This is a genomic window from Caballeronia ptereochthonis (assembly GCF_001545075.1).
Taxonomy (GTDB): domain Bacteria; phylum Pseudomonadota; class Gammaproteobacteria; order Burkholderiales; family Burkholderiaceae; genus Caballeronia; species Caballeronia ptereochthonis.
This window is the reverse complement of the sequence record NZ_FCOB02000025.1, coordinates 69,319-93,428: the sequence shown is the minus strand read 5'-3', so window position 1 is coordinate 93,428 and position 24,110 is coordinate 69,319. Positions and strand designations below refer to the sequence as shown.

Below are 24,110 nucleotides of genomic sequence, written 5' to 3'. Positions count from 1 at the left end.
GGAATCTATGTCTTTGGCGCACTTCTCGCACCGCTTTCTGACGAATGTTCGTTTCCTTCTACCTCGCGCCGCGCGGATCGGCGGCATTGGCGGGAACACCAGTGGAATTTTGGGGCTGCGATTATGTTCCGCTATACAGAACTATGGTCTGCTAGAATGGGACGAATCGAGTTTCGCTTTGATTAGGTCCCTAAGTCAAGCGGAACGAAAGCTTGTCAGGGTTATTCCGCATATGAACGACGCGGGAACGTCCGGGATTCGAACGATCCGTTGTTTTTGCATCGCGGGAGATTGCATCGGAACAATTCAAGGGATGATTACTGACGTTCTTTTATACGGAACGCTATTCCATTTTGGTGTTTGTGGAGTATATTTCGATGAAATCAGAGGTCATGCAGAACGAAGCAGGCAGGGCGCAGGACAAGGAAGAAGGACCGCAGAGGCTGTCGTCGGTGACTGCGGCGCTCCAATTGCTCAAGGTATTTTCGGAGCATGAGCCGGAGCTGGGCATCAGCGTGCTGGCGAAGCGCATGGGAATTGCGAAGAGCACGGCGCACCGCCTCGCGAGCGCGCTTCTCGCCGAGGGCATGCTGGAGCAGAACGCGGAGAACGGACGGTACCGGCTCGGCATCCAGTTGTTCACGCTGGGCGCGCTCGTGCGTCGTCGCTTCGACGTGGCGAAGCAGGCCGTGCCATTCCTGCACGTGTTGCGCGAGCATACCGACGAAACCGTGCATCTCGCGGTGCTGGACGATACGAGCATCGTGTACCTGTTCAATCTCGAGAGCGATCAGGCGATCCGCATGCGTTCGTACATCGGCGTGCGCAAGCCCGCGTTTTGCACCGCCGAAGGTCATGTGCTGCTTGCATCGCGCACGCCCGACGTCATTTCGCGCGTGCTGAAGGAAGGGCTCACGGCGCGTACGCCGAAGACCAACACCGACACGCAGGTCTTCCTGAAGACGCTGGAGGCGGCGCGGCGCGACGGTTACTCGATCGACGACGAAGAGTCGGAGGTCGGCATGCGCGGCATCGCGGCGCCCGTGCGGGACATCTCGGGCAACGTGGTGGCGGCAGTGGGTATCGGCGGGCCGGCGCAACGGCTCACTAAAAAGGCGCTGCGTGCAGCGGTGCCGCATTTGCTTACCGCGGCCGAAGGCATTTCCGCAACACTCGGATACCACAGGCTGCTATGAAATAACTCTTGAAACCAGGTGGATTCATGCATTCGGACGGCCACGCACGTCGCATCACGCTCGCAGCATCTGATCAAACCTTCGAATGCGGGGCCGGCGATGTGATGCTGCGCTCGGCCCTGCGCGCGGGCATCGCATTTCCGTACGAATGCAACGTGGGGGCGTGCGGCAACTGCAAGTTCGAACTGGTCGAAGGCGAAGTCGATGTCGTGTGGCCCGAGGCGCCGGGCTGGAGCGCAAAGGATCGTGAGCGGCGCCGCTATCTCGGCTGCCAGAGCGCGCCGCGCGGCGATTGCACGATCAGGATGCGTCCGTCCGCGCACTATGCGCCGAAGCATGCGCCCCGCCACGTGAGCGGCACGCTCACCGCGCGCCGCGCGATCACGCACGACATCGAGGAATTTTGCTTCGATCTTTCCGGCGACATGCCGTTCGAACCGGGCCAGTATGCGCTTCTGACGCTGCCTGGCGTCGCGGGCCCGCGCGCGTATTCGATGAGCAATATCGCCGATGCCGCAGGTCAGCCGCGCGAACTGCATTTCCAGATTCGCCGCGTGCCGAACGGGCAGGGCACGGGCGTGCTCTTCGATGCGCTCGAACCCGGCGCGCGCATCGATATCGACGGGCCTTATGGCATGGCGTATCTGCGCCGTGACGTGAAGCGCGACATTCTCTGCATCGCGGGAGGTTCGGGTCTCGCGCCGATGATCTCGATCGCGCGCGGCGTCGCTGCCGAGCCCGCGCTCGACGACGTCAAGCTGCATTTCCTCTATGGCGGCCGCACGCCGCGCGACGTATGCGGCCGCGACATGCTCGAAGCGTTGCCGGGCTGGGCCGAGCGTCTGCACTTCCAGGCCGCCGTGTCCGATGTCACGCCCGATAGCGAAACCGTCTGGGATGGTCACGTCGGCTTCGTGCATACGGTCGCCGAATCGCTCTTCGGCGAGCGCTTGCGCGACATGGAGATCTATTTCGCCGGACCGCCCGCGATGGGCGCGGCCATCCAGCGCGCGCTCGTCGCGTTGAAGGTGCCATTCGAGCAGGTGCACTTCGACCAGTTCTACTGATACGCGCAATACGCGCCGCATGAATCCCCAACACGCTGCCAGGAGCAGACCTTGTCCAAGCTTAGACTTACCTTCGGATGCTGGAATTACGACCGCACGCGCGCATTGATGGACGGCAGCGTGCAGCCGGACGGCATCGATCTCAACTATCTGAACATGCCAGTGGAAGAGACGTTCTTCCGCATGCTGCGTCATCACGAGTTTGACGCATCGGAGATGTCGCTGTCGTCGTACACGATGTCGTGCTTTCGCGAGCCGCGTCCGTTCATCGCGATTCCGGTGTTTCCGTCGCGCTTCTTCCGTCATTCCTGCATCTACGTGAACGCGGATTCGGGCATCGAGAAGCCGCAGGACCTGATCGGCAAGCGCATCGGCAATCCGGAGTATCAGATGACCGCGCCCGTGTGGATTCGCGGCATTCTGTCGGACCATTACGGCGTGCCGGTCGATAGCGTCACGTATTACACCGGCGGCGAGGAAGAGCCGAATCGCCCCGAGAAATTGAAGCTCGATCTGCCTTCGAACATTCGCGTCGAGCAGATCGGCCCGGACAAGACGCTCTCGCAGATGCTGCTCGACGGCGAGATCGATGCGCTTTATACCGCGCGCATGCCGTCGTCGTATGTGAACGGCAAGGGGCGCGTCAAGCGTCTGTTCGAGAATTACATCGACGTCGAGCGGCAGTATTTCCGTGACACGAAGATGTTCCCGATCATGCATACGGTCGTGCTCAGGCGGGAAGTCTATGAAGCGAATCGCTGGGCTGCGCAATCACTGTACAAGGCGCTGATCGAAGCGCAGCGCCGCACGTATGCCGATCTCAACGAAACCGCCGCGCTCAAGTCGATGCTGCCCTGGCTGAACGCACATGTCGAAGAGACGCGCAAGGAAATGGGCGACGATTTCTGGCCTTATGGTCTCGACAGGAATCGCGAGAATCTGCGCACCTTCCTGCGCTATTCGTATGAGCAAGGCTTGTCGAAGCGCTTGCTCGAGCCGGAAGAAATCTTCGCGGCCGAGACGTTCGAGTCCTTCAAGATCTGAAGCGCGAACGTGGTGCGCCGCGCTTCGTTCTGCGCGGCGCGTCCTTCATGAAAGCGAGACGCCCAATAGCTTGCCGAGCCCGAACGTGCAGCCCGCGGCGATCATCCCGATCAGCACTTGCCGCACGGCCGAAAAGAGCGCGCCGCGGCCATTGAACAGCGACGTGAAGACGCCGATGGCCGCAAGCCCGAGCCCGCTCAACGCGATGCATTGCACGATGCCTTCCGCGCCGCTCGACCAGAGAAACGCGACCGCCGGACAGATGGCGCCGATAGCAAACAGCGTGAACGATGCAAGCGCGGCAGTCCACGGATTGCCGCCGAGTTCGCGCGGATCGAGACCGAGTTCCTCGCGCGTGAGCGTGTCGAGCGCCTTGTCCTTGTCGCGCATGATCTCGGCGGCCACGCGCCGCGCCTCCGCAGGATCGATTCCTTTCGCCTGATAGATGAGCGCGAGCTCGTGGCGCTCCGCATCGGGCATGTGGTCCAGCTCGTCCTTTTCCTTCGCGATCTGCGTGCGCGCCAGTTCGCGCGCGTTGGTGACGGAGAGCCATTCGCCGAGCGCCATCGAGGCCGCGCCCGCGATGAGTCCGGCGAAGGCGGTCAGAAGCACCGTCCTGCTGTCGCTGCCCGCGCCCGCGACACCCATGATGAGGCAGAAGTTCGACACGAGGCCATCGTTCGCACCAAGCACCGCGGCGCGCAGGTCGTTGCCCGATGCGACGCCGCGATGCCACGATTCCGCTGCGGCGATCGCATTGCCCTTGTCGAGGCCTTTGTTGCGGTTCGCCACCTCCTGCACGATGTCCGCATGATGGCGTTCCTCCGCTGACATCTGGGCGGCGTCCGGCTGCCCGGCGTACTTGTCGCGATCGGCCATTTCGTTCGCGGCGACTGAGCGCAGCACGAAATCGGGCCCGAACGCGCGTGCGAGCATGCGCATGATCCGCGTCTTTGCACCGATGCGATGTGCTCCAACGGAAACGCCGTTCGCCCGCAGTTTCGCTGCCCATATGTCCGCGTGCCGGCGCTCGGCTTCGGCCAGTTCGGCATAGACGAGTCGCTTGTCTTCCTGCTTTTCGGCTTGCGCGAGCGTGTCGTAAAGCGCGGCGCTGTCGAGTTCGTCGGCGAGATTGGAGGAGAAGCGCTTGAGCTCGGCTTGGGACGCCATGACGTCACCTTTTATCGTTCGTCTCGTTGGTTCAAGAGTAAAGACGAACGTCACGCGCCGGTGCTAATACCCCCACGAAACGCGATGAGTGAGAATGTAAGCGCGTCTCATCGTCGTCATCGTTCAGGCGCTCAGATGTCCAGCACCAGTTCGTCCGAGCAGGCACGCGACACGCAGATCATGATTTCCGAGGCTTGCTCGTCTTCATCGAGAACGAAATCGCGATGATCGGCCTCGCCCGCGAGCAGGCGCGTTCTGCACGATCCGCACGTGCCCGCCTCGCATGAGCTCGGCGTTTCGATGCCGTTCGCGCGCAGCGCATCGAGGATCGTTTCGCCGGGTGCGACATTCACGCATCCGCCGCTGCGCGCGAGCCGCACCGTGAAGGCTTTTTCGCCGGCCGCGTTCTCGTGCGCGCTCGTGCCGAAGTCTTCGAAATGCACGGCGGAAGAGGGCCAATGCGAAGTCGCGTCGCGCACCGCCTGCATCAGAGGACGCGGGCCGCAACAATAGACGTGCGTATCGCCGTGACGTTCGGCGACGAGCGGCGCGATGGCGAGCGAGCGCCCCCGATCGCCGAAGTCGTGATGCAAGCGCACCCGCGACGCGAATTCGCCCGTCTTGAATTCGTCGAGAAAGGCGGTCGATTCGGGCGAGCGCGTGCAATAGATCACGTCGAATTGCGCATCGCGCGCGGCGAGTTCGGCCATCATCGCGCGCATCGGCGTGATGCCGATTCCTCCTGCGATCAGCAGATAGCGCGACGCGTCGTTCGCGAGCGGAAAGAAGTTGGCGGGCGGCGAGACTTCGAGCGTCGCGCCGACGTGCACGTCGCAGGCCATGCTGACCGATCCGCCGCCGCCCGCCGCATCGCGCTTGACCGCGATGACATAGCGATTGCGTTCGGATGGCGCGTTGCACAGCGAATAGCGCCGCGCCATGCCGGCGGGCGCGTGCACGAGCAGATGCGCGCCGGCGGTGAAGGGCGGCAGCGTACCGCCATCTTCGTCACGTAATTCGAAGAGAAAGATATCGTCGGCGATCTCGTTCTTGGCCGTGACCGTGAGCGCGAGCGTTCCTTCAATGGCTTTTGTTTGATCAGGCATGCTAAGTGTAGTCATGATTCTCACACGGCTTCGTTCGCCGCCTCGCAGTTCGATCAGGCAGTCACGCGAGCGCGACCTGATGCTTCAGAAAAACTTCCTCGCCACGTTCCGAAGAAGTGATCGCCGCCGCGCAGACTTCGAGATTGGCGAGACCCCAGCGGCCGTCGTGAACGGCGCGCTTGCGGCCGCTGATCGCGCCGTGGAACTCGCGCATCACGAGTTCGCGCGGCGAGACATCGGTCGGCAATTCGATTTCGCGCCGACCTTCGTGCGTGTAGACGTAGAGCCCCTTCGGCGACTGGCGCATCTCGCCACGCTCGCAGCTTACGAGCGTCAGGCCGAAGAACGGCTGATTCGGCGCCCCCGCGGGAATCGCGTGACGCGCGCGCTCGGCCTTGGCGCGCAATTCGTCTTCGACGCTCGACGGTTTTGCAATCGCTTGCGCCTGCGCGGGAAAGCCCCATTCGCCGATGTCGAAGCAGAGCTCCGCGCTTGCGAAGCGTCCATAGCCGTTGTAGACCGCGGTGGCGGCGGCGCCATCGTCGAATTCGATGAACACCGTGTGCGCACCGATCGCGCGGCGCTCGGGGTCCCAGTCGAAGGCCTTCGCGCGCACGCTGCGCGCAGCACCGCCCGCGAGAAGGCGAATGATGTCGAACTGATGCGAGCCCTGGCGCAAGGTCACGCCGCCGCCTTGAGCCGCGTCGAGTTCGTCAGGACGGCGAGGGCGATAGATCCAGTCCGTGAAGCACCACGTATGCACCATGCGCACGCGCCCCACCTCGCCCGATTCGATCAGCTCGCGCATCGCATGGATCGGCTGATCGTAACTGTGCGAATGTCCCGCGAGCAGCACGATGCCCGCGGCATCGGCGGCTGCGACCATCGCGCGGGCATCGTCGAGATTCGCGGCCATCGGCTTTTCGACGAGCACATGCTTGCCCACGCGCGCAGCAAGCTCGACGTGCGCGCGATGCAACGTGGTAGGCGACGCGACATACACGGCATCGAGGGCGCCATGCGCGATGAGATCGTCGATGCTCTCGTATGCGGTAACGCCATATTCCCGCGCGCCTGCTTCGCGCACGGTCGCGGATGGATCGGCGAAGCCCGCGAACACGAAGCCCGGATGCTTCCCGATGGCGGGTACGAACGCGCGTCCCGCCGTGCCGAAGCCGACGATGCCGATGCGCACGCTCTTGCGCGCTGCGCTTTCCCAACTGCTGTCGGACTTCGATCCGTTCGTCACAGTGAATCCTCGCTTAAATCGGCGTTGGCCGAATCGCGGCCGTTCCTCGGAACTGCGACTTCGTCGGCGGCCAGGTTCTCGATCATCGCGAGCAGCGTGCGGCGGGTTGCCGCGATGTCTTCCTGCGTGATGCCCGCGAGCGCAATGCGGTTCACATCGATCGCGCCCGGCACGAGCATGCTGCGCAGCGCGACGCCCTTCGGCGTGAGGAATACGCGCACCTGCTTGCGGTTGTCGGGCAGCTTCTGGCGCGTGAGATAGCCGAGGTGTTCCATCGTCTTCAGCGCGGAAAACGTGGTCGGCTCGGCGACGCCCGCCTGCTCGCTCAATTGCCGCTGCGTGAGGCCGTCGGTTTGCCAGAGGATGCGCAGGAACGTCCAGTGCCCGTAGAGCACGTCGTGCTCCTTGAGCCGCGCTTGCAGCGAGCGCGAAAAGCCGCGCGCCGCGTCCTTGACGAGATGCGCCATCCGTTCTTCCGGCAATGCCTCGCGCCAGTGCTTGAGTGTGCCCGGCTGCGGGTCGCGCGGAATCTTTTGCTCGCTCTTGTTCATCCTCTCACCTGTTTGCGGCATGCACGCATGCCCCTTTTCGTAAACTTAGATAACTAAGTTAAATTTGTCAACGATCCGGATATAAGGGTGAATCCGGATTCGGCGGCTGCATCGCATTACATACAGAAAGTTGCTTACCCATAGCACTATAAGCGCTGCAACGGGACTTCGGGGCGCACGCGAGCCCACCTAGTACTTTCCATGATTTTTAAGTTAGATACCTAAGCATAGTATGGATTCAAGGCTGGCGGCATGAGGGGTGCCGCCGGCGCACTTCTCCACCATACGGGAATCGACTCATGCTCACGGCTGAACAAAACGAAACAATGACGCGCATCGGACCGGGTACGCCGATGGGCAAGCTGCTGCGTCGCTATTGGCAACCGTTCGCGGCCGCGTCGGAACTCGACGACAAGTGGACGCGGCGCGTGCGTCTGCTCGGCGAGGACCTCGTGCTCTTTCGGGATCGTCAGGGAAGGCGCGGCTTGATCGCGGAGCAATGTCCGCACCGGCGCGCGTCGTTCGCGCATGGGATCCCCACGGAGCAGGGGATTCGCTGTCCGTATCACGGCTGGGAGTTTAGCGCAGAGGGCAAGTGTCTCGATCAGCCGAATGAGCCGGACAACTGCGCCTTCCGCGACAAGGTGGCCACCGATGCGTACCCGGTCGAGGAACTGGGCGGCGTGCTTTTTGCATACATGGGACCGGAACCCCGTCCGCTCCTGCCGCGCTTCGACGGCTTCGTCGCGCCGGGCGCGATCCGCATGATGGGCCGCGCGCTCCTGCCGGTGAACTGGCTGCAGATCATGGAGAACTCGGTCGACCCGATCCACACGGAGTGGCTGCACGGTCATCACTATGAGTTCCAGAAGGAGCAGGAAGGCATCAAGGTGGCGATCAGCGCGAAGCACGAGAAGATCGCCTTCAACGAGTTCGAGTTTGGCGTGACGAAGCACCGCCTCCTCGCGGGCCATTCGGAGGACTCGGACGACTGGCGCATCGGCCATCCGATCGTGTTCCCGAACATGCTGGCCGTGGGCAACGGCGACGAAGCCTCGCGCTACTACTCTTTCCAGATCCGCGTGCCGGTGGACGACGAGCACACGCTGCACCTCTGGTACAACGCATACCTTCCGCCGAAGGGCGTCGATGTTCCGGCGCGCCTCACCGAGCGCCTGCATACGTACGACGTACCGTTCCAGGACGAGAGCGGCGAGTTCATCGTCGATAACGTCGACGGCCAGGACATCATGGCGTGGATCACGCAAGGCGCGATCGCCGATCGCACCCGCGAGAATCTCGGCGCCTCTGATCAGGGCCTCGCGATCTACCGCCGCATGCTTCGCCGCGAGATGAAGAAGGTCGAGGCAGGCGAAGACCCGATGGGTCTCGTGCGCGATCCCGTGCGCAACGAGTGCATCGAATTGCCGAACGAGCGCAAGAAGCACCACAACAGCGACGGTTTCTCGAGCTTCATGCTGCGCACGCATGCGAAGTATTCGCCGATCGCGCAGGACCTGGTGCGCATCTTCGAATAGGCGCGCGTGAGGCGCACGCCGCGTGCTGCATCTTGCATGCATAACGCATAACGCAATAGTGAATGCGTAATGCAAAACGCGTAATGCGGACATGCGCAGCGCCTTTCGGCGCGAGGCCACGAGCAGTTCGACTGGCGGTTCGACTACAAACGCCCGGCCACGCAGCCGGGAGATCACCGGAGACTTGAGATGCGACCCACGTGCAGCCGATCCCGCCGTCATGGCCGCAGTTGCGCCACGAGACCTGCCTATCCGGAGGCGTTCTGATGCTGGACGCCGCCCTCCATGCGCTTACCCTGATTCTCGATCCGCTGCGCCTCGGAATCATGCTGGGCGGCGTGCTGCTCGGACTCGCGCTCGGCGTCGTGCCGGGCCTGGGCGGTATCGTCGGGCTCGCGCTGCTCATTCCGTTTACCTATCACCTCGACGGCTACACAGCGTTCGCACTGCTGCTCGGCATGGCTGCGGTGACGACCGTATCCGACTTCATCCCGGCCGTGCTGTTCGGAGTGCCCGGCACCGTAGGCGCGGCGGCCACCGTGCTCGACGGCCATCCGCTCGCGAAGCAGGGCCATGCGCGCCGTGCGTTCGGCGCGGGCTATGCCTCGTCGCTCGCCGGCGGCATCTTCGGCGCGCTGCTGCTCGCGCTCGCGATTCCCGTACTGCGCCTGATCGTGCTCTACATCGGCTCGGCGGAACTGCTGGCGATGTGCGTCTTCGGCCTTTCGATGGTCGCGACGCTCTCGGGCAAGGCGCCGATGAAGGGCCTCGCGGTCGCGTCGTTCGGTCTGATGCTCTCGCTGATCGGTTCCGATCCGCAGACCGGCACGCTGCGCTGGACCTTCGGCACTTTGTATTTATGGGACCATCTGCCGATCGTGCCCGTCACGCTCGGCATCTTCGCGCTGCCGGAACTCGCGGACATGGCGATCGAGCGCACCGGCATCGCGCGCGCCGGTCCGCAGCCCGGCGTGCGCGCCAGCACCCAATGGGACGGCGTGATGGACGCCATGCGTCACTGGTGGCTCATCCTGCGCTGCAGCGGCCTGGGCGCGCTTCTCGGCGCGGTACCGGGCATCGGCTCGGCGGTGATCGACTGGATGGCATACGGACACGCCATTCGCACCGAAAAGAACCCGGAGAACTTCGGCAAGGGCGATATCCGCGGTGTCATCGCATCGGAAAGCTCGAACAACGCGAAGGAGGGCGGTCACCTCATTCCGACCGTCGCGTTCGGCATGCCCGCGGGCGCGTCGATGGCGCTGCTTCTGAGCGCATTCATCATGCACGGCTTCACGCCCGGTCCCGAGATGCTGACCAAGCATCTGGACGTGACCTACACGATCATCTGGACGCTGACGATCTCACACATCATGGGCGCGGTGATCTGTCTCTCGAGCAGCAGCGTGTTCTCGCGGCTCGCGACGGTGCGCGTCGGCATCCTGATTCCGCTCGTCGTCGCGATCGTCTATCTCGGCGCGTTCAATGCGAGCCAGAGCTGGGGCGATCTGTGCTCGCTCGTGCTGTTCGGCGGCATCGGCTGGATCATGAAGCGCCTGAACTGGCCGCGCCCGCCGCTCATACTCGGGCTCGTGCTCGGCAGCATCTTCGAGCGCTATTACTTCATCTCTCACGAGATCTACGGCATGGGCCTGTTCGCGCGGCCGGTCGTGATCGTGATCCTGCTCGCCGCGCTGTGGGTCGTGCTAGGTCCGACGATCAAGGGCTTGCGCAAGACCTTGCGTGCGCGTTCACAGGCGACGTCGCGAGGCGCGACGCCTTCATTCAGGTTGCGTCTGCGCGGCTTCGACTGGCAGATCGTCTTCACGCTGGTGATGACGGCGCTCGTGATCGCGGCGATGACGGTTGCGCGCGACTGGACGTTCGCCGCGCGCCTCATGCCGATGACCTGTGCCTGCGCCGCGCTCGTGTTCTGCGGCATCGTGCTGATCGAGCAGCTGTTCACACGTGAGGTGATGACGCACGAGAAGGAGGCATCGCTCTCGCTCGATGCCTCCGCTCCGATAGGCGAGCTCGCGATGGCCGGTGTGGGCGCGCATTTCAGCGAGCCGCGAGGCAACGTGGACACACAACCCAATGCCATCGCGAAGACCAATGCGGGCGCCAACGCGAGCGCGGGCTTCGGCGCACACGGCGATCCGTCGATGCACGACAACCTCGCTTCGACGCTCGACACGCGGACCATCTACATGCGCGGCGTGCGCTTCTTCGCATGGATCGCGGCCGCGCTCGGCGCGGCGGCTGTCATCGGCCTTCTGCCTGCGTTGCTGATTTTCATGCTGCTCGTCGCACGCTTCGAGTTCGGAGAACGCTGGTGCACCTCGGCCGTGCTGTCGATCGCGATGACCGTCGCGCTGTACCTCGTATTCGGCCGCATCTTCGCGACGCCGTGGCCGCAATCGCTCATTGGCGACTGGTGGCCGGTACTGCGCCAGCTGGGCGGTATCGTGTAATCGGATATTCAATCAAAAGACATCGGCGGCGAGCCCACATCAGCCAGCCGGTCATAACTGGTGGAGACAGAACCATGAACGATCGACTCTCGCAGATCCCGTCGCGCCAAAGCCTCGCAAGAAGGGCTGCGCGCGGCACGCGACGCATGATTGCAGATGCAACTATCCCGGCGCTCGCGGCCATGCTGCTCTGCGCGCCGCTGGCAAGCCGCGCGGCGGCCGAATCGGTAGCGGACTTTTATGACGGCCGCAATGTCACGATGACGATCGGTTATTCGGTCGGGGGCGGCTACGATACGTATGCGCGTCTGCTCGGCAAATACATCGGCAACTTCCTTCCGGGCAAGCCGACCATCACGCCGCAAAGCATGCCGGGCGCGGGCAGCCTGAAGGCCGTCAACTACCTGTATGGCATCGCGCCGAAGGACGGCTCGACGTTCGGCACCTTCGGCCGCACGATGCCCGAAGAGCCGCTCTTGGGCGATGCGAGTTTCGATGCGCGCAAGCTCACCTGGCTCGGCAGCATCACGAGCGACGTGAGCCTGTGCGTGACGTGGAAGACCTCGCCCGTCAAGACGTTCAAGGACCTCGTCGACAAGGAAGCGCGCATGGGCGGGCAAGGCGCGGGCTCTGACCCCGACGTGATCGCGTCCACCATCAAGAATCTCTTCAACTCGAAGCTCAAGCTCGTGACCGGCTATCCCGGCAGCAATGAAACGGCGCTCGCGATGGAACGCGGCGAGATCGACGGCGAATGCGGCGTGTCGTGGAGCACGATTCAGACGCGTCATCCCGACTGGATCTCCGAGAAGAAGATCAACATCCTCGTACAGGTCGCGCTGGAGAAGCATCCCGAGCTGCCCGACGTGCCGCTGCTGCTCGACCTCGCACCGAACGATGCGACGCGCCAGGTGTTGAAGGTGATCGTCGCGAGCCAGGTGTTCGCGCGCCCGTTCGCGGCGCCGCCGGGCCTTCCGCCGGAGCGCACCGCCGCGTTGCGCCAGGCATTCGAGCAGACGGTGAAGGACCCGCAGTTCCTCGCCGAGGCGAAACGCATGGGCCTCGAAGTGAGGCCCGTTTCGTGGCAACGCATGGCCCAGTTGCTCGACGAGCTCTACAAGACCTCGCCCGATGTGCTTTCGAAGGCGAAGGCCGCGGTGGGCGGGCGGTATTGACCGATTCATCACGATAGCGCGGTTTCCAGGCGGCTTCGGCCGCCGCCGCACGTTCTCACTCGAACGCAGGACGACACCATGACTCTGGAAGAAGCGAAGCAAAAACTCATCGACGCCGGCCGCATTCTCGAAGCCGAGGGCCAGGGCGATCTCACGCGCGGGCACATTTCCGTGCGCGTGCCGGGCGATCCCACGCACTTCCTGATGAAGCCGCATAGCCACGGTTTCGACGAGATTACCGAGGACAACATCGTCGTGTGCAATCTCGAAGGCGAGAAGGTGAGCGGTGGCGGCCGCCGTCATAGCGAGGTCTTCATTCATTCCGAGATCTTCAAGGTGCGCCCGGACGTGACGAGCGTGATTCATGCACATCCGACGCACGCGGTGGCGCTCTCCGCGACCGGCCAGCCGCTCGAGATGATCAGCCAGCCGAGCGTGCATTTCGCGGACGGCCTGCCGTACTACACCGACACGATGAACCTGATCCGCACGCAGGACATGGGCGCGGGCGTGGCGCGGGCGCTCGGACAGAGCAAGGCCGTGCTGATGCGCAATCACGGGGTTGCGGTGGTGGGACGCTCGATCGAGGAATCGGTCGTGCTCTCGCTTCTTCTGGACAATGCGTGCCGCATTCAATTGCTGACGAAGGCGGCGGGCGGCGTCGGCGAAACCTTCTCGCCCGAAGACGTGGAGCGCCTGCACGATGCAGTCACGCGCGCCGAGCAGTTCGCCGTCAACTTCGAATTCCTGCGCCGCAAGGTCAATCGCAATCTCGTGCACTCGCTGGTTTAATGCACTTTGCATGCAATCGACAATCAGGTCTTATGTACGCAACATGCAGGAGATTCACACGATGATCGGAAAACTGAAGCTCTCCGTCGCGATGGGCGACTACGACAGAACGCGTCCGCTGCTCGACGGCCAGGTGCAGATCGACGGCGCCGAGCCCGTGTACATGACGCTCTCGCCGGAGGAGATGTTCTTCCGCGCGTTCCGTCACGAGGAGTTCGATATCAGTGAGCTGTCGTTCTCCAGCTATACGGTGAAGACGGCTGAGGGAACATGTCCTTACATCGCCGTGCCCGTTTTTCTTTCGCGCGCCTTTCGGCATACATCGATCTATGTGCGCACGGATCGCATCGAGCGGCCCGAGGATTTGAAGGGTAAGCGCATCGGTCTGCCTGAATATCAGCTGACGGCGAATGTCTGGGCGCGCGCCGTGCTCGAGGACGACTTCGGCATAAAGCCGAGCGACGTGAAGTGGGTGCGCGGCGGCATCGATGAGCCCGGGCGGCCGGAGAAGATCAAGCTCGATTTGCCGTCCGATGTTCGCCTCGAAGCAGCGCCCGAAGGCGACACGATTTCGGCGATGCTCGATCGCGGCGACATCGACGGCTTCATGGCGCCGCGTCCGCCCGGCTGCGCCGCGACGAACCCGAACGTAGGCTGGCTGTTCCGTGATCCTGCCGCTGCCGCGAAGGATTACTATCGCCGCACGCGCGTGTTCCCGATCATGCATGTGGTAGGCATTCGCAAGACGCTCGTCGAGGCGCAGCCGTGGCTGCCGGCCGCCGTGCTCAAGGCGTTCACGGAAGCGAAGCGCATGGCGCTCGCGCGCTTGTCGGACACCTCCGCGACGAAGGTGACGCTGCCTTTCGTCGAAGAGCAATTGAAAGCCGCGCGCGAGCTGATGGGCGAGGATCACTGGTCCTACGGCATCGAGGCGAATCGCGATACACTCGATACCTTCCTGCGCCATCACCATTCGCAAGGGCTGTCGAAACGCCGCTTGCGTATCGAGGATGTCTTTCACCCGGCGACGTTCGAAACGGCCAAGATCTAGGCGCGGCTTCCAGCACGCAACACGATGACTGCCCACACGATCAGCGAGATCCCGCCCGCGCCTGCGGCAAGCGAAGTGAATACATCGGGGGCGCCGCCGGTGCCCACTTCGCTGGCGCTCTTCAAGGCGTTTTTCCTTATCGGCCTGACGGGCTTCGGCGGCGTGCTGCCGTGGGCGCGGCGCATGCTCGTGGAGCGTCTGGGATGGCTTTCGAACCGCGAGTTCGCGGAGTTGTTGCCGCTCGCGCAGTTGCTGCCGGGGCCGAACGTCGCGAACATCGCGACCGTGCTTGGTCGTCAATATCGCGGCGCGAAGGGCGCGGCGATTGCAGTGTTCGGCCTCTATCTCGCTCCGACCATCATCACGGTCGGCGTCGGCTATGCGTATGCGCGCTGGGGTCATGCGGCCATCACCGCACATCTGTTCGCGGGGCTCATGCCTGCGGCGACAGGGCTCGTCATCGCGACCGTGCTCAAGCTCGTGACGAGCCTCCCGCGCGGCGCGGCGAGCATCGTGCTCGTGACGGCGACCTTCATCGCCATTGCGGTCATGAAGCTGCCGCTCTTGCTCGTGCTCGCGGTGCTCGGGCCGCTCGGCACGATGGCGATGCTGCGCCGCGCGCGCGAGGAGTGACGCGATGTGGAGCACTCTCGCGGATCTCTTCGTGCACGGCGCGATCTGGTCCTTGCTCGCCGTGGGCGGCATGAACGCGACGCTCGCCGATATCCAGCGCTATGCAGTCGATACCCGCCACTGGCTCACGGGCGAGCAGTTCGTCACGTTCTTTTCCATCACGCAGGCCGCACCGGGCCCGAACGGCATGGCCGTCGCGCTGATCGGCTTTCAGGCGGCGGGACTCTCGGGCGCGCTCGTTTCGACCGTCGCGAAGATCGTCCCTTCTTCGCTGATGGCGTATTTCGTGAGCGCGTGGGTCGAACGCCGACAGGACTCGCGTCTCGTCATCGCGATACGCAAGGGACTTGCGCCTGTAACGGTCGGCTTGCTCGTATCGGCGGCTTACGTGTTCGCTCGCGAAACCGATGTGAACATATCGCGCGCGCTTTGCACGATGGTGTGTGCGGGGATCGCTTATCGCAGCAAGCTCAATCCGATGTATCTCGTTGCGGCAAGTGCATTGCTCGGACTGGCGGGTGTGTTCGGTTGAGCGTTCATCCGACTTGCGTCTCGACATCGACGACGATCTTGCCGCGCGCCGAGCCGTCGAGCAGCGCTTCATAAGCACGCTCCGCGCCGAGCAGGTCGAAGCGGCGGGCATCGACGCGCGGCGCGAGCCTGCCTTCATCGACGAGCCGCGCGGCTTCGCGCAACATCTCGCCATGATGCGCGCGATGTTGTCCGGTCAATAGCGGATGCAGCGTGAACACGCCCGAATAGCTGGCCTCGCGAAATGAAAGCGGCGCAAGCGCATGCGTGCCCCAGCCCAATGCGCTGACGACATGCCCGAAGTGCTTCACCGCCGCGAACGAGGCATCGAGCGAAGCGCCACCCGCGGTATCGACCACGACATCGAAGCCCGCGCCATTCGTGTGCGCGGCAACATATTGCTCGACGCTCATCGCGCGGTAGTCGATCGGCGTCATACCCAGGCCGGCGATGTACTCGTGATTGCCCGCGCTCGCAGTCGCGAAGACATGCGCGCCGAGTGCGCGCACGAGCTGCACCGACATGTGACCGACACCGCCCGCGCCGCCTTGCACGAGCACGGTTTGTCCGGCTCGCACTCGCGCACGATCGACGATTCCCGCATATGAGGTGATGAATGCGAGCGGCAAAGCAGCCGCGTCGTGCATCGAGAGACTGGCGGGCTTGTGCGCGAGCAGCGCTGCATCGATCGCGGCGTATCGCGCGAGCGAGCCCTGAATTCCGCCGACACCGCCCGTCATGCCGTACACCGCGTCACCGGGCTTGAACGCATCGACGCCCGCGCCTATCGCTTCGACGATGCCTGCCATGTCGATGCCGAGCACGAGCGGCAGCGGATGTTGTGCGTGCGCCGCCGTGCCCGCGCGAATCTTCGTGTCGAGCGGATTGAGCCCGCTCGCCGCGGGCCATCATGACAGTCGAGAACGAGTGCTTGCATGGTGGACATCGCGGCTCCTTCAGTGATTGAACCTCGTATTCGATGCGCTCATACTCCGCCATGCGCAGAGGCATGTAAATCGACAGTTCTGCGCGACACTCATGCGAAAATGAATGGACCGGATATTGACTGGGGCGATGTGCGCGTTTTCCTCGCTATCGCACGCAGCGGCACGCTGGGTGCGGCGGCGCGGATGATCGGCCAGACGCAGCCGACGATGGGCCGCCGTTTGCGCGCGCTCGAAGAGGCGCTCGGTCACGTGCTTTTTCAGCGCACGAGCGACGGCTTCGTACTGACCGACGAAGGCGCAGCCGTGCTCTCGTACGCCGAGCGCATGGAAGAGGAGGCGCTCGGCTTCACGCGCGCGCTGGCTGGCCAGGACGCGAAGCTGACGGGACTGCTGCGGGTTTCGTCATCGGACTGGTTCGGCGTGCATGTGCTCACGCCGGTATTCGCGCGCTTTCTGGCGAAGCATCCGGAGGTGTCGCTCGAACTCGTCACCGATGCGCGCCGCTATAACCTCGCGCGGCGCGAGGCGGACCTCGTGTTTCGCATCACGCCATTCGACGAACCGGATGTCGTGCAGCGCAAGCTCATGCATATCGATTACGCGCTCTACGGCCGCCGCGAACTTGAACCGCCACGCACGGGCGACGGGCATGGGCAGACGCTCATCAGCATGGATAGCGCGTTCGAGCAATTGCCGGATGTGCTTTGGGTTGAGCGCATGTTACCAGGGCGAAGGTCGTTTTCGGCAGCAACAATCGCGACGCGCAAGCGCATATGTGGGCGCAAGGCGCGGGCTTCGCGGTGTTGCCGTGTCCGCTAGGCGATGCCAATAAGCGCTTGAAACGCTTCGATTTGAACGAAGCGCCGCCCGGGCGCGACGTATGGCTCGCCTATCACCGCGATCTCAAGCGAGTGGCGCGCTTACGCGCATTGCTGGATGAAACGATATCCGCTTTAGGCGAGGGCTAAGGCTCTTCAGAAAAGAAAAGCGTAAATGCCTGGATTAAATTGCAATGCAACTAACCGTCTTTTTCACCAAAACTCTTTGAATTTATTAAGAACCATCACCCGGATCACCTCTAAAGGAAAATTGAAACAAGGCTAGTAGCCGGAGTTTCAAGCAAGCGAGCAAATATAAAGTTGACGCACCAGTTTGAAGCGCAACGCAAAGCGATTCGTAAAGCACATCCTGGTTCAAGCTCGATTTTTAAAGCAGGGCTACAATCCGGTTGCCTTGTCAGTTTCACGTCGCGCAAGGCTCCTATTCGATGTATCGCTGACTGCCTCCCCACGCAGTCAGCCATTTGCGATATCCGCCAACACCTACACTCAAGCCGGAGCCGCTCATGACCACGCTTTCCATCAACGGTCAGACTCACACGATCGATGCGCCGCCCGACATGCCTCTGCTCTGGGTATTGCGCGATCTCGTGGGACTGACCGGCACCAAGTTCGGTTGCGGCATCGCGCAATGCGGCGCCTGCACGGTTCATCTCGACGGCGCCGCTGTCCGCTCTTGCGTCTTGCCGATCGCAGCCGTCGGCGATCGCAAGGTGACGACGATCGAAGGCGTCGGCGACACGCCCGCCGGCAAGAAAGTGCAGCAGGCCTGGCGCAAGCTCGATGTCGTGCAGTGCGGATACTGTCAGTCCGGGCAAGTGATGTCCGCTGCGGCATTGATTGCGACCGTCCCTGATCCCAACGACTCCGATATCGATGCCGCGATGGCGGGAAATATCTGCCGCTGCGGCACCTATCACCGCATCCGCGCCGCCATCAAGCAGGCCGCGAAGGAGGCGTGACATGTCGCAAGGATTGATCGAAGCGGGACGTCATGCGGCTCGCGCGGGATTTTCGCGTCGCGCGTTCTTGAAATTCGGCGTGAGCGCGGGCGTTGCGGCCGGCGGCGGACTCCTGATCGGCTTCAGCCTGCCCGCCGCAAGTCAGGATCAGAGCAAGGGCAAGTCGGTGATCGGCGGCGACGGCATCGAGACGCCGCAGGACGGCGTATTCGCGCCGAATGCATTCGTGCAGATCGACAAGAGCGGCAAGGTCGTCCTCATCATGCCGAAGGTCGAAATGGGGCAAGGCGTTTATACGGCGCTACCCATGCTGATCGCGGAGGAACTGGAGGTGCCACTCGATCAGGTCACGATCGATCATGCGCCGCCGAATGAGAAACTCTTTACGGACCCGCTTTTGGGTGGTCAGTTGACGGGGGGGTCGACTTCCGTGCGCTATGCATGGGAGCCGCTGCGCAAGGCGGGCGCGGCAGCGCGCATGATGCTCGTCGCGGCGGCGGCGCAGCAATGGCAGTGCGATCCGTCGTCCTGTCAGGCACAAGCCGGCAAGGTCACGCATGCATCGGGCGACCGAAGCGCAAACTATGGCGATCTCGCCGAAGCAGCCGCGAAAATGCCCGTGCCCCAGGACATCAAGCTCAAGGATCCCAAGGACTTCAAGATCGTCGGCACGCCGGTCAAGCGTCTCGATTCGCCTGAAAAGGTGGACGGCACCGCGATGTTCGGCCTTGACGTTCGCTTGCCCGACATGGTCTATGCGGCCATCGTCAATTGCCCGGTTTTCGGCGGCACGCTCGCATCCGTAGACGACAGCAGCGCGAAGAAGATTCCCGGCGTGCGGCAGGTCGTGAAGTTCGACAACGGCGTTGCGGTAATCGGCGATCACACGTGGGCCGCCAAGCGCGGTGCGTCCGCCTTGAAGATCCAGTGGAACGAAGGCCCGAGCGCGAACGTATCGACGCGGCAGATCGTCGACGACATGGCGAATGCATCGCAGCGCACGGGCGCCGTCGCGCGCAAGGAAGGCAATGTGAACAACGCGTTCTCCGGCGCCAAGACGCGCGTCGACGCCGTCTATGTTCAGCCGTTTCTCGCGCATGCGACGATGGAGCCGATCAACTGCACGGTGCATGTGCGTCCCGATGGTTGCGATATCTGGCTCGGCACGCAAGTGCCCACGCGAATCCGCGATGCGGGCATGAAAGCGACCGGCCTGCCGGCGGACAAGATCGTCGTGCATAACCATCTGCTCGGCGGCGGCTTCGGCAGACGGCTCGAATTCGACATGGCCACGCAGGCGCTCAAGATCGGCAAGGCGCTGGGTGTGCCCGTCAAGGTGACATGGTCGCGCGAGGAAGACATTCAGCACGACATGTATCGTCCGTGCTATTACGACAAGCTTTCCGCGGGACTCGATGCAAACGGCAAGCCAGTGGCGTGGACGCATCGCATCGTCGGGTCGTCGGTGCTCGCGCGTTTTGCGCCGCCCGCCGTGAAGAACGGTGTCGATCCGGATGCAGTCGAAGTCGCGTCCGATCTTCCATACGATCTGCCCAACCAGCTCGTCGATTACGTGCGCCTCGAACCGCACGACGTGCCCACGGCGTTCTGGCGCGGCGTGGGTCCGACGCGCGGAACCTTCGTCGTGGAGAGCTTCATCGACGAACTGGCGGCGCAGGCGAAAGTCGATCCCGTCAAATACCGGCGCGATCTGCTCGACAAGTCGCCGCGTGCGCGCAATGTGCTCGATGTCGCGACGCAAGCGGCGGGATGGGGGCAGCAAACGGTGCCGCAAGGTCAGGGGCGCGGCGTGTCCGTGATGCACGCGTTCGGCAGTTTCTTTTCGATCGTCGCCGATGTCGCCGTCGACAAGGACGGCGCGGTCAAGGTGAACCGCATCGTGTGCGCGGTGGATTGCGGCATGGTCGTCAATCCGAATACCGTCGAAGCGCAAGTGCAGGGCGGCATCATTTTCGGCATCACGGCGGCTCTCTATAGCGAAATCACGATCAAGGACGGACGCGTCGAGCAAAGCAATTTCACCGACTATCGAATGCTGCGCATTCATGAAACGCCGCCGGTGGAAGTGCATATCGTCAAGAGCACGGAAGCGCCGGGCGGAATCGGCGAACCGGGTACGGCGGCGCTTGCGCCGGCGATCACCAATGCGATCTATGCGGCGACCGGCAAGCGACTGAGGCGGTTACCGGTCGGCAGCCAGTTGCAGAGCGCCTGAGGGAGTCCGTCCATGAAGAACGCATTCAAGCCTCTTTTTACGGCGCTTTTCGCAGCAGGTGTCGCGTTTGGCATGTCTTCACCGGTTGCTCGCGCCGCGGATGCCGCCAACGATGCGCTGGTCGCGCGAGGCGCTTATCTCGCGAAGGCGGGAGACTGCGTCGCCTGTCATTCGGCGCCGCGCGGCAAGCCGCTCGCCGGTGGCCTGCCGATGACGACGCCGCTTGGCGCGATCTATACGACCAACATCACGCCCGATCCGGACACGGGAATCGGTCGCTATACGGAAGAGGATTTTGCGCGTGCGGTGCGCGAAGGCGTGGCCAAGGACGGCCACAATCTTTATCCGGCGATGCCTTATCCGTCATACGCGAAGATCAACGACGAAGACATGCATGCGCTGTACGTGTATTTCATGCATGGCGTCACGCCTGTCAGGCAGTCGAATCGCGAATCGAATATCAAATGGCCGCTCAATGCGCGCTGGCCATTGAAGCTCTGGAACGTCGTGTTTCTGGACAAAGGCGTTTATCAGAACAAGACGGGGAAGGATGCAGCCTGGAATCGCGGCGCGTATCTGATACAGGGTCTCGGACATTGCGGTTCGTGCCATACGCCGCGCGGCATCGCGTTTCAGGAAAAAGGCCTGGACGAAAGCAGCGGCACGTACCTGACGGGCGGCTTGCTCGACAACTGGTTCGCATCCAATTTGACGGGTGAGCACAACATGGGGTTGGGACGCTGGTCCGAGCAGGACGTCGCAACCTTTCTCAAGACGGGAGCGAACGCGCACGCGTCGGCATTTGGCTCCATGACGAGCGTCATCAACAACAGCACGCAAGCGCTGAGCGACGCCGATATCGCGGCCATGGCGCGCTATCTGAAATCGCTGCCCGCATCGGGCGGCAACGGCGGGACGCCATATTCGTATGATCCAAAGGCGACCAGGGTATCGCTTTCGCGCCCGGGCGCAACGGACTCGGGCGCGCGCGTCTATACGGCGTATTGCATGCATTGCCACGGCGTGGACGGGCACGGCTTCGCACCGATGCTCGCGCCGCTCGCCGGTAATCCGAACGTGCTGGAAAAGGACGCGTCGTCGCTCATCAGCGTGACGCTGAACGGCACGGAGGATCTCGTCATTCAGGGCGTGCCCGCGCCTTATCCAATGCCGCGTTACGCGCCCGTGTTGAGCGATCAGCAGATCGCGGACGTGCTGACGTTCATTCGTGGAGCCTGGAACAACAATACACCGGCGGTGCAGGCGGACGATGTAGCGAAGATGCGCAAGGCGACTCAGGCGGCGCGCTAGGGCGCGCCGCTTTGCGGCTGATGCCTCCGTCAGGAGGCAAAGTCGATGACATCCAGATGAATCGAACTGGACGGATGCGCCAGGAATTTACGATGCACGCGCGCACTGATACGCTCGTAGCCATCGCTCAACGCCTTGAGCAGACGCTCGTCACTCGCCCCGACCGGCGCCCAGAAGCACTGTTCCAACGCCTTGCGCGTGATGTTGCATTGGATCGCCTGTTCGCGGGAAAACGCGACAAAACTGACGGACGCGCGGTCCGCCGAGATGCTGGCATGGATCGAGAGCTTGCTTGTCATGATTCGACAGGAAAAATCCGGTTCGCTGGTTTTATTGTGTCAGAAATCGGCGCGTGCGCGCATGCCCGATTGATTGTGAAACGTGCGCAAACGGCCAAATGCCATGTTTTTAGCGGCTTGACACGTCAGTTTCATCGAGCGGGCGAATTGTAAGCCAGTGCAGTCAAAGCGAACGTCCGTTCGCATGAGCCATGCGTTAAGGAGTTGCTGACTAGCTCCCTACGCAGCCATACTTCGGCTGCCGACGAGGTCGATCCGAAATGCGATTTCATCTGCCGGGCCCTGCGAACTCTCAGGGTGAAAGCTGGCGCGTGTGTTCGAGCACGGCCGAGAAAAATGAAAACAAAGCATGCTAAGGTGTACTACCCTAGGAACGATCATGCGAAGCGGCAGTGTCGTCCAGATCAGCAAGGGCGATTCGGCGCGACGAACCGGCTCACCGTCGGACTCCGTCGCGCATTCCCGGAACTCCACCGGCAACGTCCACCCGGTTGCTGTTGCCGCGTGCGTTGTCGCCAGCAGGAGCGGAACATGAAGCATCCATCGTTGATGGATCCCTGGAGCCGTACTCTGGCAATGCTCGATAGCCGATCGGGCCGCCCGTCGGAAACGAACGACAAGACTGCGTCGATGACGCGATCGCTCGTGCGCAATGTGCCTGCCAGAAGCGGCTGCACTGGCGAAAGTGACGCGCACTGCGTGAACATTCGCGTACTGGAGCGCTTGAGCGATTCGACGCTCGCCTTGTCCTGGCATGACCCTACTTCGTTCAATTACTCGGAGCAGGTCTGGTCGCTATGCACCGCGCGCAAGCGCGGAACCTGCGCGTTGAGCGGACAAGCCATCCGGCGCGGGCAGCCGGTGTATCGGCCGAGGCGTGTCGGCAGCTCGGTGCCGCTCAATAGCGGTGCGATGATTCTTGCGCTTGCCCTTTCACCGTGCGAACAGGAAACGAGCGTCGCTTCCGAATGAAAGACTGAGTCAATGCCGGACGCGTGCGCAATGCGGGCGTCCGGCATTCGAGCACGACAGCTTGCGCCTGTGCTTGAGTGTGACATCCGTGAATCCGCATGCTCTGGCGAGGACGAACCTTTCCAATTGCCTGAGCAGTAGTAGGCAAAAAGAAATAGGCCATTCTGCTTCAGGAGGCATTTGGCGATATGTTTAAGAACGCGCCATTGGAATAGACGCATCCAAAGGTAATCTTTTGCGCAAGAGTGCTTGACATCGGTATGCGCCGTATAAGATTCCCCTGTGGCAGAATGCACGCGACAAGAGGGCTGCTACGAATTCATATCGAGCATCGCTTCAAGCAGCAATCTTGCAGTCGCCTGCAACGCCGGTTCATGGCTCTGCCCAGTCACGTTTGTCGCATAACGTTTGGGAGGAAAGATGGCTACGTTGGCACAATTGGAAATCCAGATACAGAAATTGCAGCGCCGCGCGGATGCATTGCGCGAACGAAAATCGGTAAGAGCGATCGCGGATATCCGCGCGCTCATGGAGGAATACGGCTTGACGACCGCAGATCTCGTTAAAGCCGGTTTGGGAAAGAAACCGGGCCGCCCGGTTGGTTCCAAAAATGCGCCGGGCTCGAGCAAAAAGACGGCGGCGAAATCCAAGCTTCCGCCGAAATACCGCGACCCCGTATCGGGCGCGACCTGGAGCGGACACGCGCGCCCGCCCGCATGGATCAAGGATGTACCCGACCGCAGCGTGTATTTGATCGGTGGCGCGGGCGGCGCGAAATCGGGCAAGAACGGTGCGGCGAGGAAGGGCACGTCGCGGGGCCGCGGCGCATCGGCGTCGGCGTCGCGTGCGGCGGGCGCCAAGCGGGCCGCCAGAGGCGCCGTCAAGAAAACGGTCAAGCGGGCAGGCCGTCCGGCCGCCAGTAAGACGGTCCGCAAGAGCGCGCAACGAGCTGCCGCCGCCTGAACTT

The 24,110-nt window shown here is 62.8% G+C and carries 20 protein-coding genes and 2 pseudogenes; 16 read left to right on the top strand and 6 right to left on the bottom strand.

Going from position 1 to position 24,110, the window contains the following annotated elements:
* Positions 1–377: 377 nt before the first annotated feature.
* The 3 genes from AWB83_RS24775 to AWB83_RS24765 are packed head-to-tail and all read left to right on the top strand — an operon-like array spanning position 378 to position 3,307.
* Positions 378–1,196 carry an IclR family transcriptional regulator gene (locus AWB83_RS24775; protein WP_244197873.1) on the top strand — a complete coding sequence of 273 codons (819 nt, stop codon included), beginning with the start codon at positions 378–380 and terminating at the stop codon, positions 1,194–1,196.
* A 26-nt stretch (positions 1,197–1,222) separates the two neighbouring features.
* Positions 1,223–2,263, top strand: a complete 1,041-nt coding sequence (locus AWB83_RS24770; RefSeq protein WP_087048247.1) for a 2Fe-2S iron-sulfur cluster-binding protein — start codon at positions 1,223–1,225, stop codon at positions 2,261–2,263.
* A gap of 51 nt (positions 2,264–2,314) precedes the next feature.
* On the top strand, positions 2,315–3,307 hold the full coding sequence (locus AWB83_RS24765) for a 4,5-dihydroxyphthalate decarboxylase (protein WP_087048246.1): 993 nt from the start codon (positions 2,315–2,317) through the stop codon (positions 3,305–3,307).
* Positions 3,308–3,352: 45 nt separating this feature from the next.
* On the opposite strand, the gene AWB83_RS24760 is transcribed toward AWB83_RS24765, so the two are convergent.
* From AWB83_RS24760 to AWB83_RS24745, 4 genes are all read right to left on the bottom strand, one after another.
* Positions 3,353–4,477, bottom strand: a complete 1,125-nt coding sequence (locus tag AWB83_RS24760) for a VIT1/CCC1 transporter family protein (RefSeq protein ID WP_087048245.1) — start codon at positions 4,475–4,477, stop codon at positions 3,353–3,355.
* A gap of 131 nt (positions 4,478–4,608) precedes the next feature.
* The gene (locus tag AWB83_RS24755) at positions 4,609–5,583 is read right to left on the bottom strand and encodes a PDR/VanB family oxidoreductase (RefSeq protein ID WP_244197871.1); all 975 of its coding nucleotides are present in this window, start codon (positions 5,581–5,583) and stop codon (positions 4,609–4,611) included.
* A 61-nt stretch (positions 5,584–5,644) separates the two neighbouring features.
* Positions 5,645–6,832 carry a Gfo/Idh/MocA family protein gene (locus tag AWB83_RS24750; RefSeq protein ID WP_087048243.1) on the bottom strand — a complete coding sequence of 396 codons (1,188 nt, stop codon included), beginning with the start codon at positions 6,830–6,832 and terminating at the stop codon, positions 5,645–5,647.
* Positions 6,829–7,383: a MarR family winged helix-turn-helix transcriptional regulator gene (locus tag AWB83_RS24745; RefSeq protein WP_087048242.1), complete on the bottom strand. Its 555-nt coding sequence runs from the start codon at positions 7,381–7,383 to the stop codon at positions 6,829–6,831. The genes AWB83_RS24750 and AWB83_RS24745 overlap by 4 nt, the downstream gene beginning before the upstream one ends.
* 299 nt (positions 7,384–7,682) lie before the next feature.
* Here AWB83_RS24745 and AWB83_RS24740 point away from each other — a divergent pair, with 299 nt between their 5' ends.
* The 7 genes from AWB83_RS24740 (at position 7,683) to AWB83_RS24710 (ending at position 15,578) form a co-directional block, all read left to right on the top strand.
* On the top strand, positions 7,683–8,921 hold the full coding sequence (locus AWB83_RS24740; RefSeq protein ID WP_087048241.1) for an aromatic ring-hydroxylating dioxygenase subunit alpha: 1,239 nt from the start codon (positions 7,683–7,685) through the stop codon (positions 8,919–8,921).
* Between the two features lie 266 nt (positions 8,922–9,187).
* The gene (locus AWB83_RS24735; protein ID WP_087048240.1) at positions 9,188–11,395 is read left to right on the top strand and encodes a tripartite tricarboxylate transporter permease; all 2,208 of its coding nucleotides are present in this window, start codon (positions 9,188–9,190) and stop codon (positions 11,393–11,395) included.
* Positions 11,396–11,469: 74 nt separating this feature from the next.
* Positions 11,470–12,570 carry a Bug family tripartite tricarboxylate transporter substrate binding protein gene (locus AWB83_RS24730; RefSeq protein ID WP_087048239.1) on the top strand — a complete coding sequence of 367 codons (1,101 nt, stop codon included), beginning with the start codon at positions 11,470–11,472 and terminating at the stop codon, positions 12,568–12,570.
* A 78-nt stretch (positions 12,571–12,648) separates the two neighbouring features.
* Complete coding sequence (locus AWB83_RS24725; RefSeq protein WP_087048238.1) at positions 12,649–13,362, top strand: class II aldolase/adducin family protein; 714 nt, start codon at positions 12,649–12,651, stop codon at positions 13,360–13,362.
* 64 nt (positions 13,363–13,426) lie between these two features.
* On the top strand, positions 13,427–14,413 hold the full coding sequence (locus AWB83_RS24720) for an ABC transporter substrate-binding protein (protein WP_087048289.1): 987 nt from the start codon (positions 13,427–13,429) through the stop codon (positions 14,411–14,413).
* A 24-nt stretch (positions 14,414–14,437) separates the two neighbouring features.
* Positions 14,438–15,046 (top strand): chromate transporter, encoded by a 609-nt coding sequence (locus AWB83_RS24715; protein ID WP_087048237.1) that lies wholly within the window; start codon positions 14,438–14,440, stop codon positions 15,044–15,046.
* 4 nt (positions 15,047–15,050) lie between these two features.
* On the top strand, positions 15,051–15,578 hold the full coding sequence (locus AWB83_RS24710) for a chromate transporter (RefSeq protein WP_087048236.1): 528 nt from the start codon (positions 15,051–15,053) through the stop codon (positions 15,576–15,578).
* 4 nt (positions 15,579–15,582) lie between these two features.
* Here AWB83_RS24710 and AWB83_RS24705 read toward each other — a convergent pair.
* A pseudogene (locus tag AWB83_RS24705) lies at positions 15,583–16,479 on the bottom strand (zinc-dependent alcohol dehydrogenase family protein); the annotation flags it as partial.
* A 144-nt stretch (positions 16,480–16,623) separates the two neighbouring features.
* Between AWB83_RS24705 and AWB83_RS24700 the strand changes: the two are divergent.
* The 4 genes and pseudogenes from AWB83_RS24700 (at position 16,624) to AWB83_RS24685 (ending at position 21,872) form a co-directional block, all read left to right on the top strand.
* Positions 16,624–17,492, top strand: a pseudogene (locus tag AWB83_RS24700) (LysR family transcriptional regulator).
* Positions 17,493–17,869: 377 nt separating this feature from the next.
* Entirely contained in the window at positions 17,870–18,325 is a 456-nt protein-coding gene (locus AWB83_RS24695) for a (2Fe-2S)-binding protein (protein ID WP_087048234.1), read from the top strand.
* 1 nt (position 18,326) lies between these two features.
* Complete coding sequence (locus AWB83_RS24690) at positions 18,327–20,561, top strand: xanthine dehydrogenase family protein molybdopterin-binding subunit (RefSeq protein WP_087048233.1); 2,235 nt, start codon at positions 18,327–18,329, stop codon at positions 20,559–20,561.
* Positions 20,562–20,573: 12 nt separating this feature from the next.
* Positions 20,574–21,872 carry a c-type cytochrome gene (locus tag AWB83_RS24685; RefSeq protein ID WP_096059390.1) on the top strand — a complete coding sequence of 433 codons (1,299 nt, stop codon included), beginning with the start codon at positions 20,574–20,576 and terminating at the stop codon, positions 21,870–21,872.
* Between the two features lie 29 nt (positions 21,873–21,901).
* On the opposite strand, the gene AWB83_RS24680 is transcribed toward AWB83_RS24685, so the two are convergent.
* Positions 21,902–22,171 (bottom strand): DUF1488 family protein, encoded by a 270-nt coding sequence (locus tag AWB83_RS24680; protein WP_087048231.1) that lies wholly within the window; start codon positions 22,169–22,171, stop codon positions 21,902–21,904.
* Positions 22,172–22,702: 531 nt separating this feature from the next.
* Here AWB83_RS24680 and AWB83_RS24675 point away from each other — a divergent pair.
* Entirely contained in the window at positions 22,703–23,143 is a 441-nt protein-coding gene (locus AWB83_RS24675) for a DUF3331 domain-containing protein (protein WP_087048230.1), read from the top strand.
* 420 nt (positions 23,144–23,563) lie between these two features.
* Positions 23,564–24,106, top strand: a complete 543-nt coding sequence (locus tag AWB83_RS24670) for an H-NS histone family protein (RefSeq protein WP_087048229.1) — start codon at positions 23,564–23,566, stop codon at positions 24,104–24,106.
* The last annotated feature ends 4 nt before the right edge of the window (positions 24,107–24,110 follow it).

What these genes read in the sequence shown, in the direction of transcription:
- AWB83_RS24775 (WP_244197873.1), top strand. Translation starts at nt 378, where the DNA reads ATGAAATCAGAGGTCATGCAGAACGAAGCAGGCAGGGCGCAGGACAAG.
- AWB83_RS24770 (WP_087048247.1), top strand. Translation starts at nt 1,223, where the DNA reads ATGCATTCGGACGGCCACGCACGTCGCATCACGCTCGCAGCATCTGAT.
- AWB83_RS24760 (WP_087048245.1), bottom strand. Translation starts at nt 4,477, where the DNA reads ATGGCGTCCCAAGCCGAGCTCAAGCGCTTCTCCTCCAATCTCGCCGAC.
- AWB83_RS24755 (WP_244197871.1), bottom strand. Translation starts at nt 5,583, where the DNA reads ATGCCTGATCAAACAAAAGCCATTGAAGGAACGCTCGCGCTCACGGTC.
- AWB83_RS24745 (WP_087048242.1), bottom strand. Translation starts at nt 7,383, where the DNA reads ATGAACAAGAGCGAGCAAAAGATTCCGCGCGACCCGCAGCCGGGCACA.
- AWB83_RS24740 (WP_087048241.1), top strand. Translation starts at nt 7,683, where the DNA reads ATGCTCACGGCTGAACAAAACGAAACAATGACGCGCATCGGACCGGGT.
- AWB83_RS24735 (WP_087048240.1), top strand. Translation starts at nt 9,188, where the DNA reads ATGCTGGACGCCGCCCTCCATGCGCTTACCCTGATTCTCGATCCGCTG.
- AWB83_RS24730 (WP_087048239.1), top strand. Translation starts at nt 11,470, where the DNA reads ATGAACGATCGACTCTCGCAGATCCCGTCGCGCCAAAGCCTCGCAAGA.
- AWB83_RS24725 (WP_087048238.1), top strand. Translation starts at nt 12,649, where the DNA reads ATGACTCTGGAAGAAGCGAAGCAAAAACTCATCGACGCCGGCCGCATT.
- AWB83_RS24715 (WP_087048237.1), top strand. Translation starts at nt 14,438, where the DNA reads ATGACTGCCCACACGATCAGCGAGATCCCGCCCGCGCCTGCGGCAAGC.
- AWB83_RS24710 (WP_087048236.1), top strand. Translation starts at nt 15,051, where the DNA reads ATGTGGAGCACTCTCGCGGATCTCTTCGTGCACGGCGCGATCTGGTCC.
- AWB83_RS24695 (WP_087048234.1), top strand. Translation starts at nt 17,870, where the DNA reads ATGACCACGCTTTCCATCAACGGTCAGACTCACACGATCGATGCGCCG.
- AWB83_RS24690 (WP_087048233.1), top strand. Translation starts at nt 18,327, where the DNA reads ATGTCGCAAGGATTGATCGAAGCGGGACGTCATGCGGCTCGCGCGGGA.
- AWB83_RS24685 (WP_096059390.1), top strand. Translation starts at nt 20,574, where the DNA reads ATGAAGAACGCATTCAAGCCTCTTTTTACGGCGCTTTTCGCAGCAGGT.
- AWB83_RS24680 (WP_087048231.1), bottom strand. Translation starts at nt 22,171, where the DNA reads ATGACAAGCAAGCTCTCGATCCATGCCAGCATCTCGGCGGACCGCGCG.
- AWB83_RS24675 (WP_087048230.1), top strand. Translation starts at nt 22,703, where the DNA reads ATGAAGCATCCATCGTTGATGGATCCCTGGAGCCGTACTCTGGCAATG.
- AWB83_RS24670 (WP_087048229.1), top strand. Translation starts at nt 23,564, where the DNA reads ATGGCTACGTTGGCACAATTGGAAATCCAGATACAGAAATTGCAGCGC.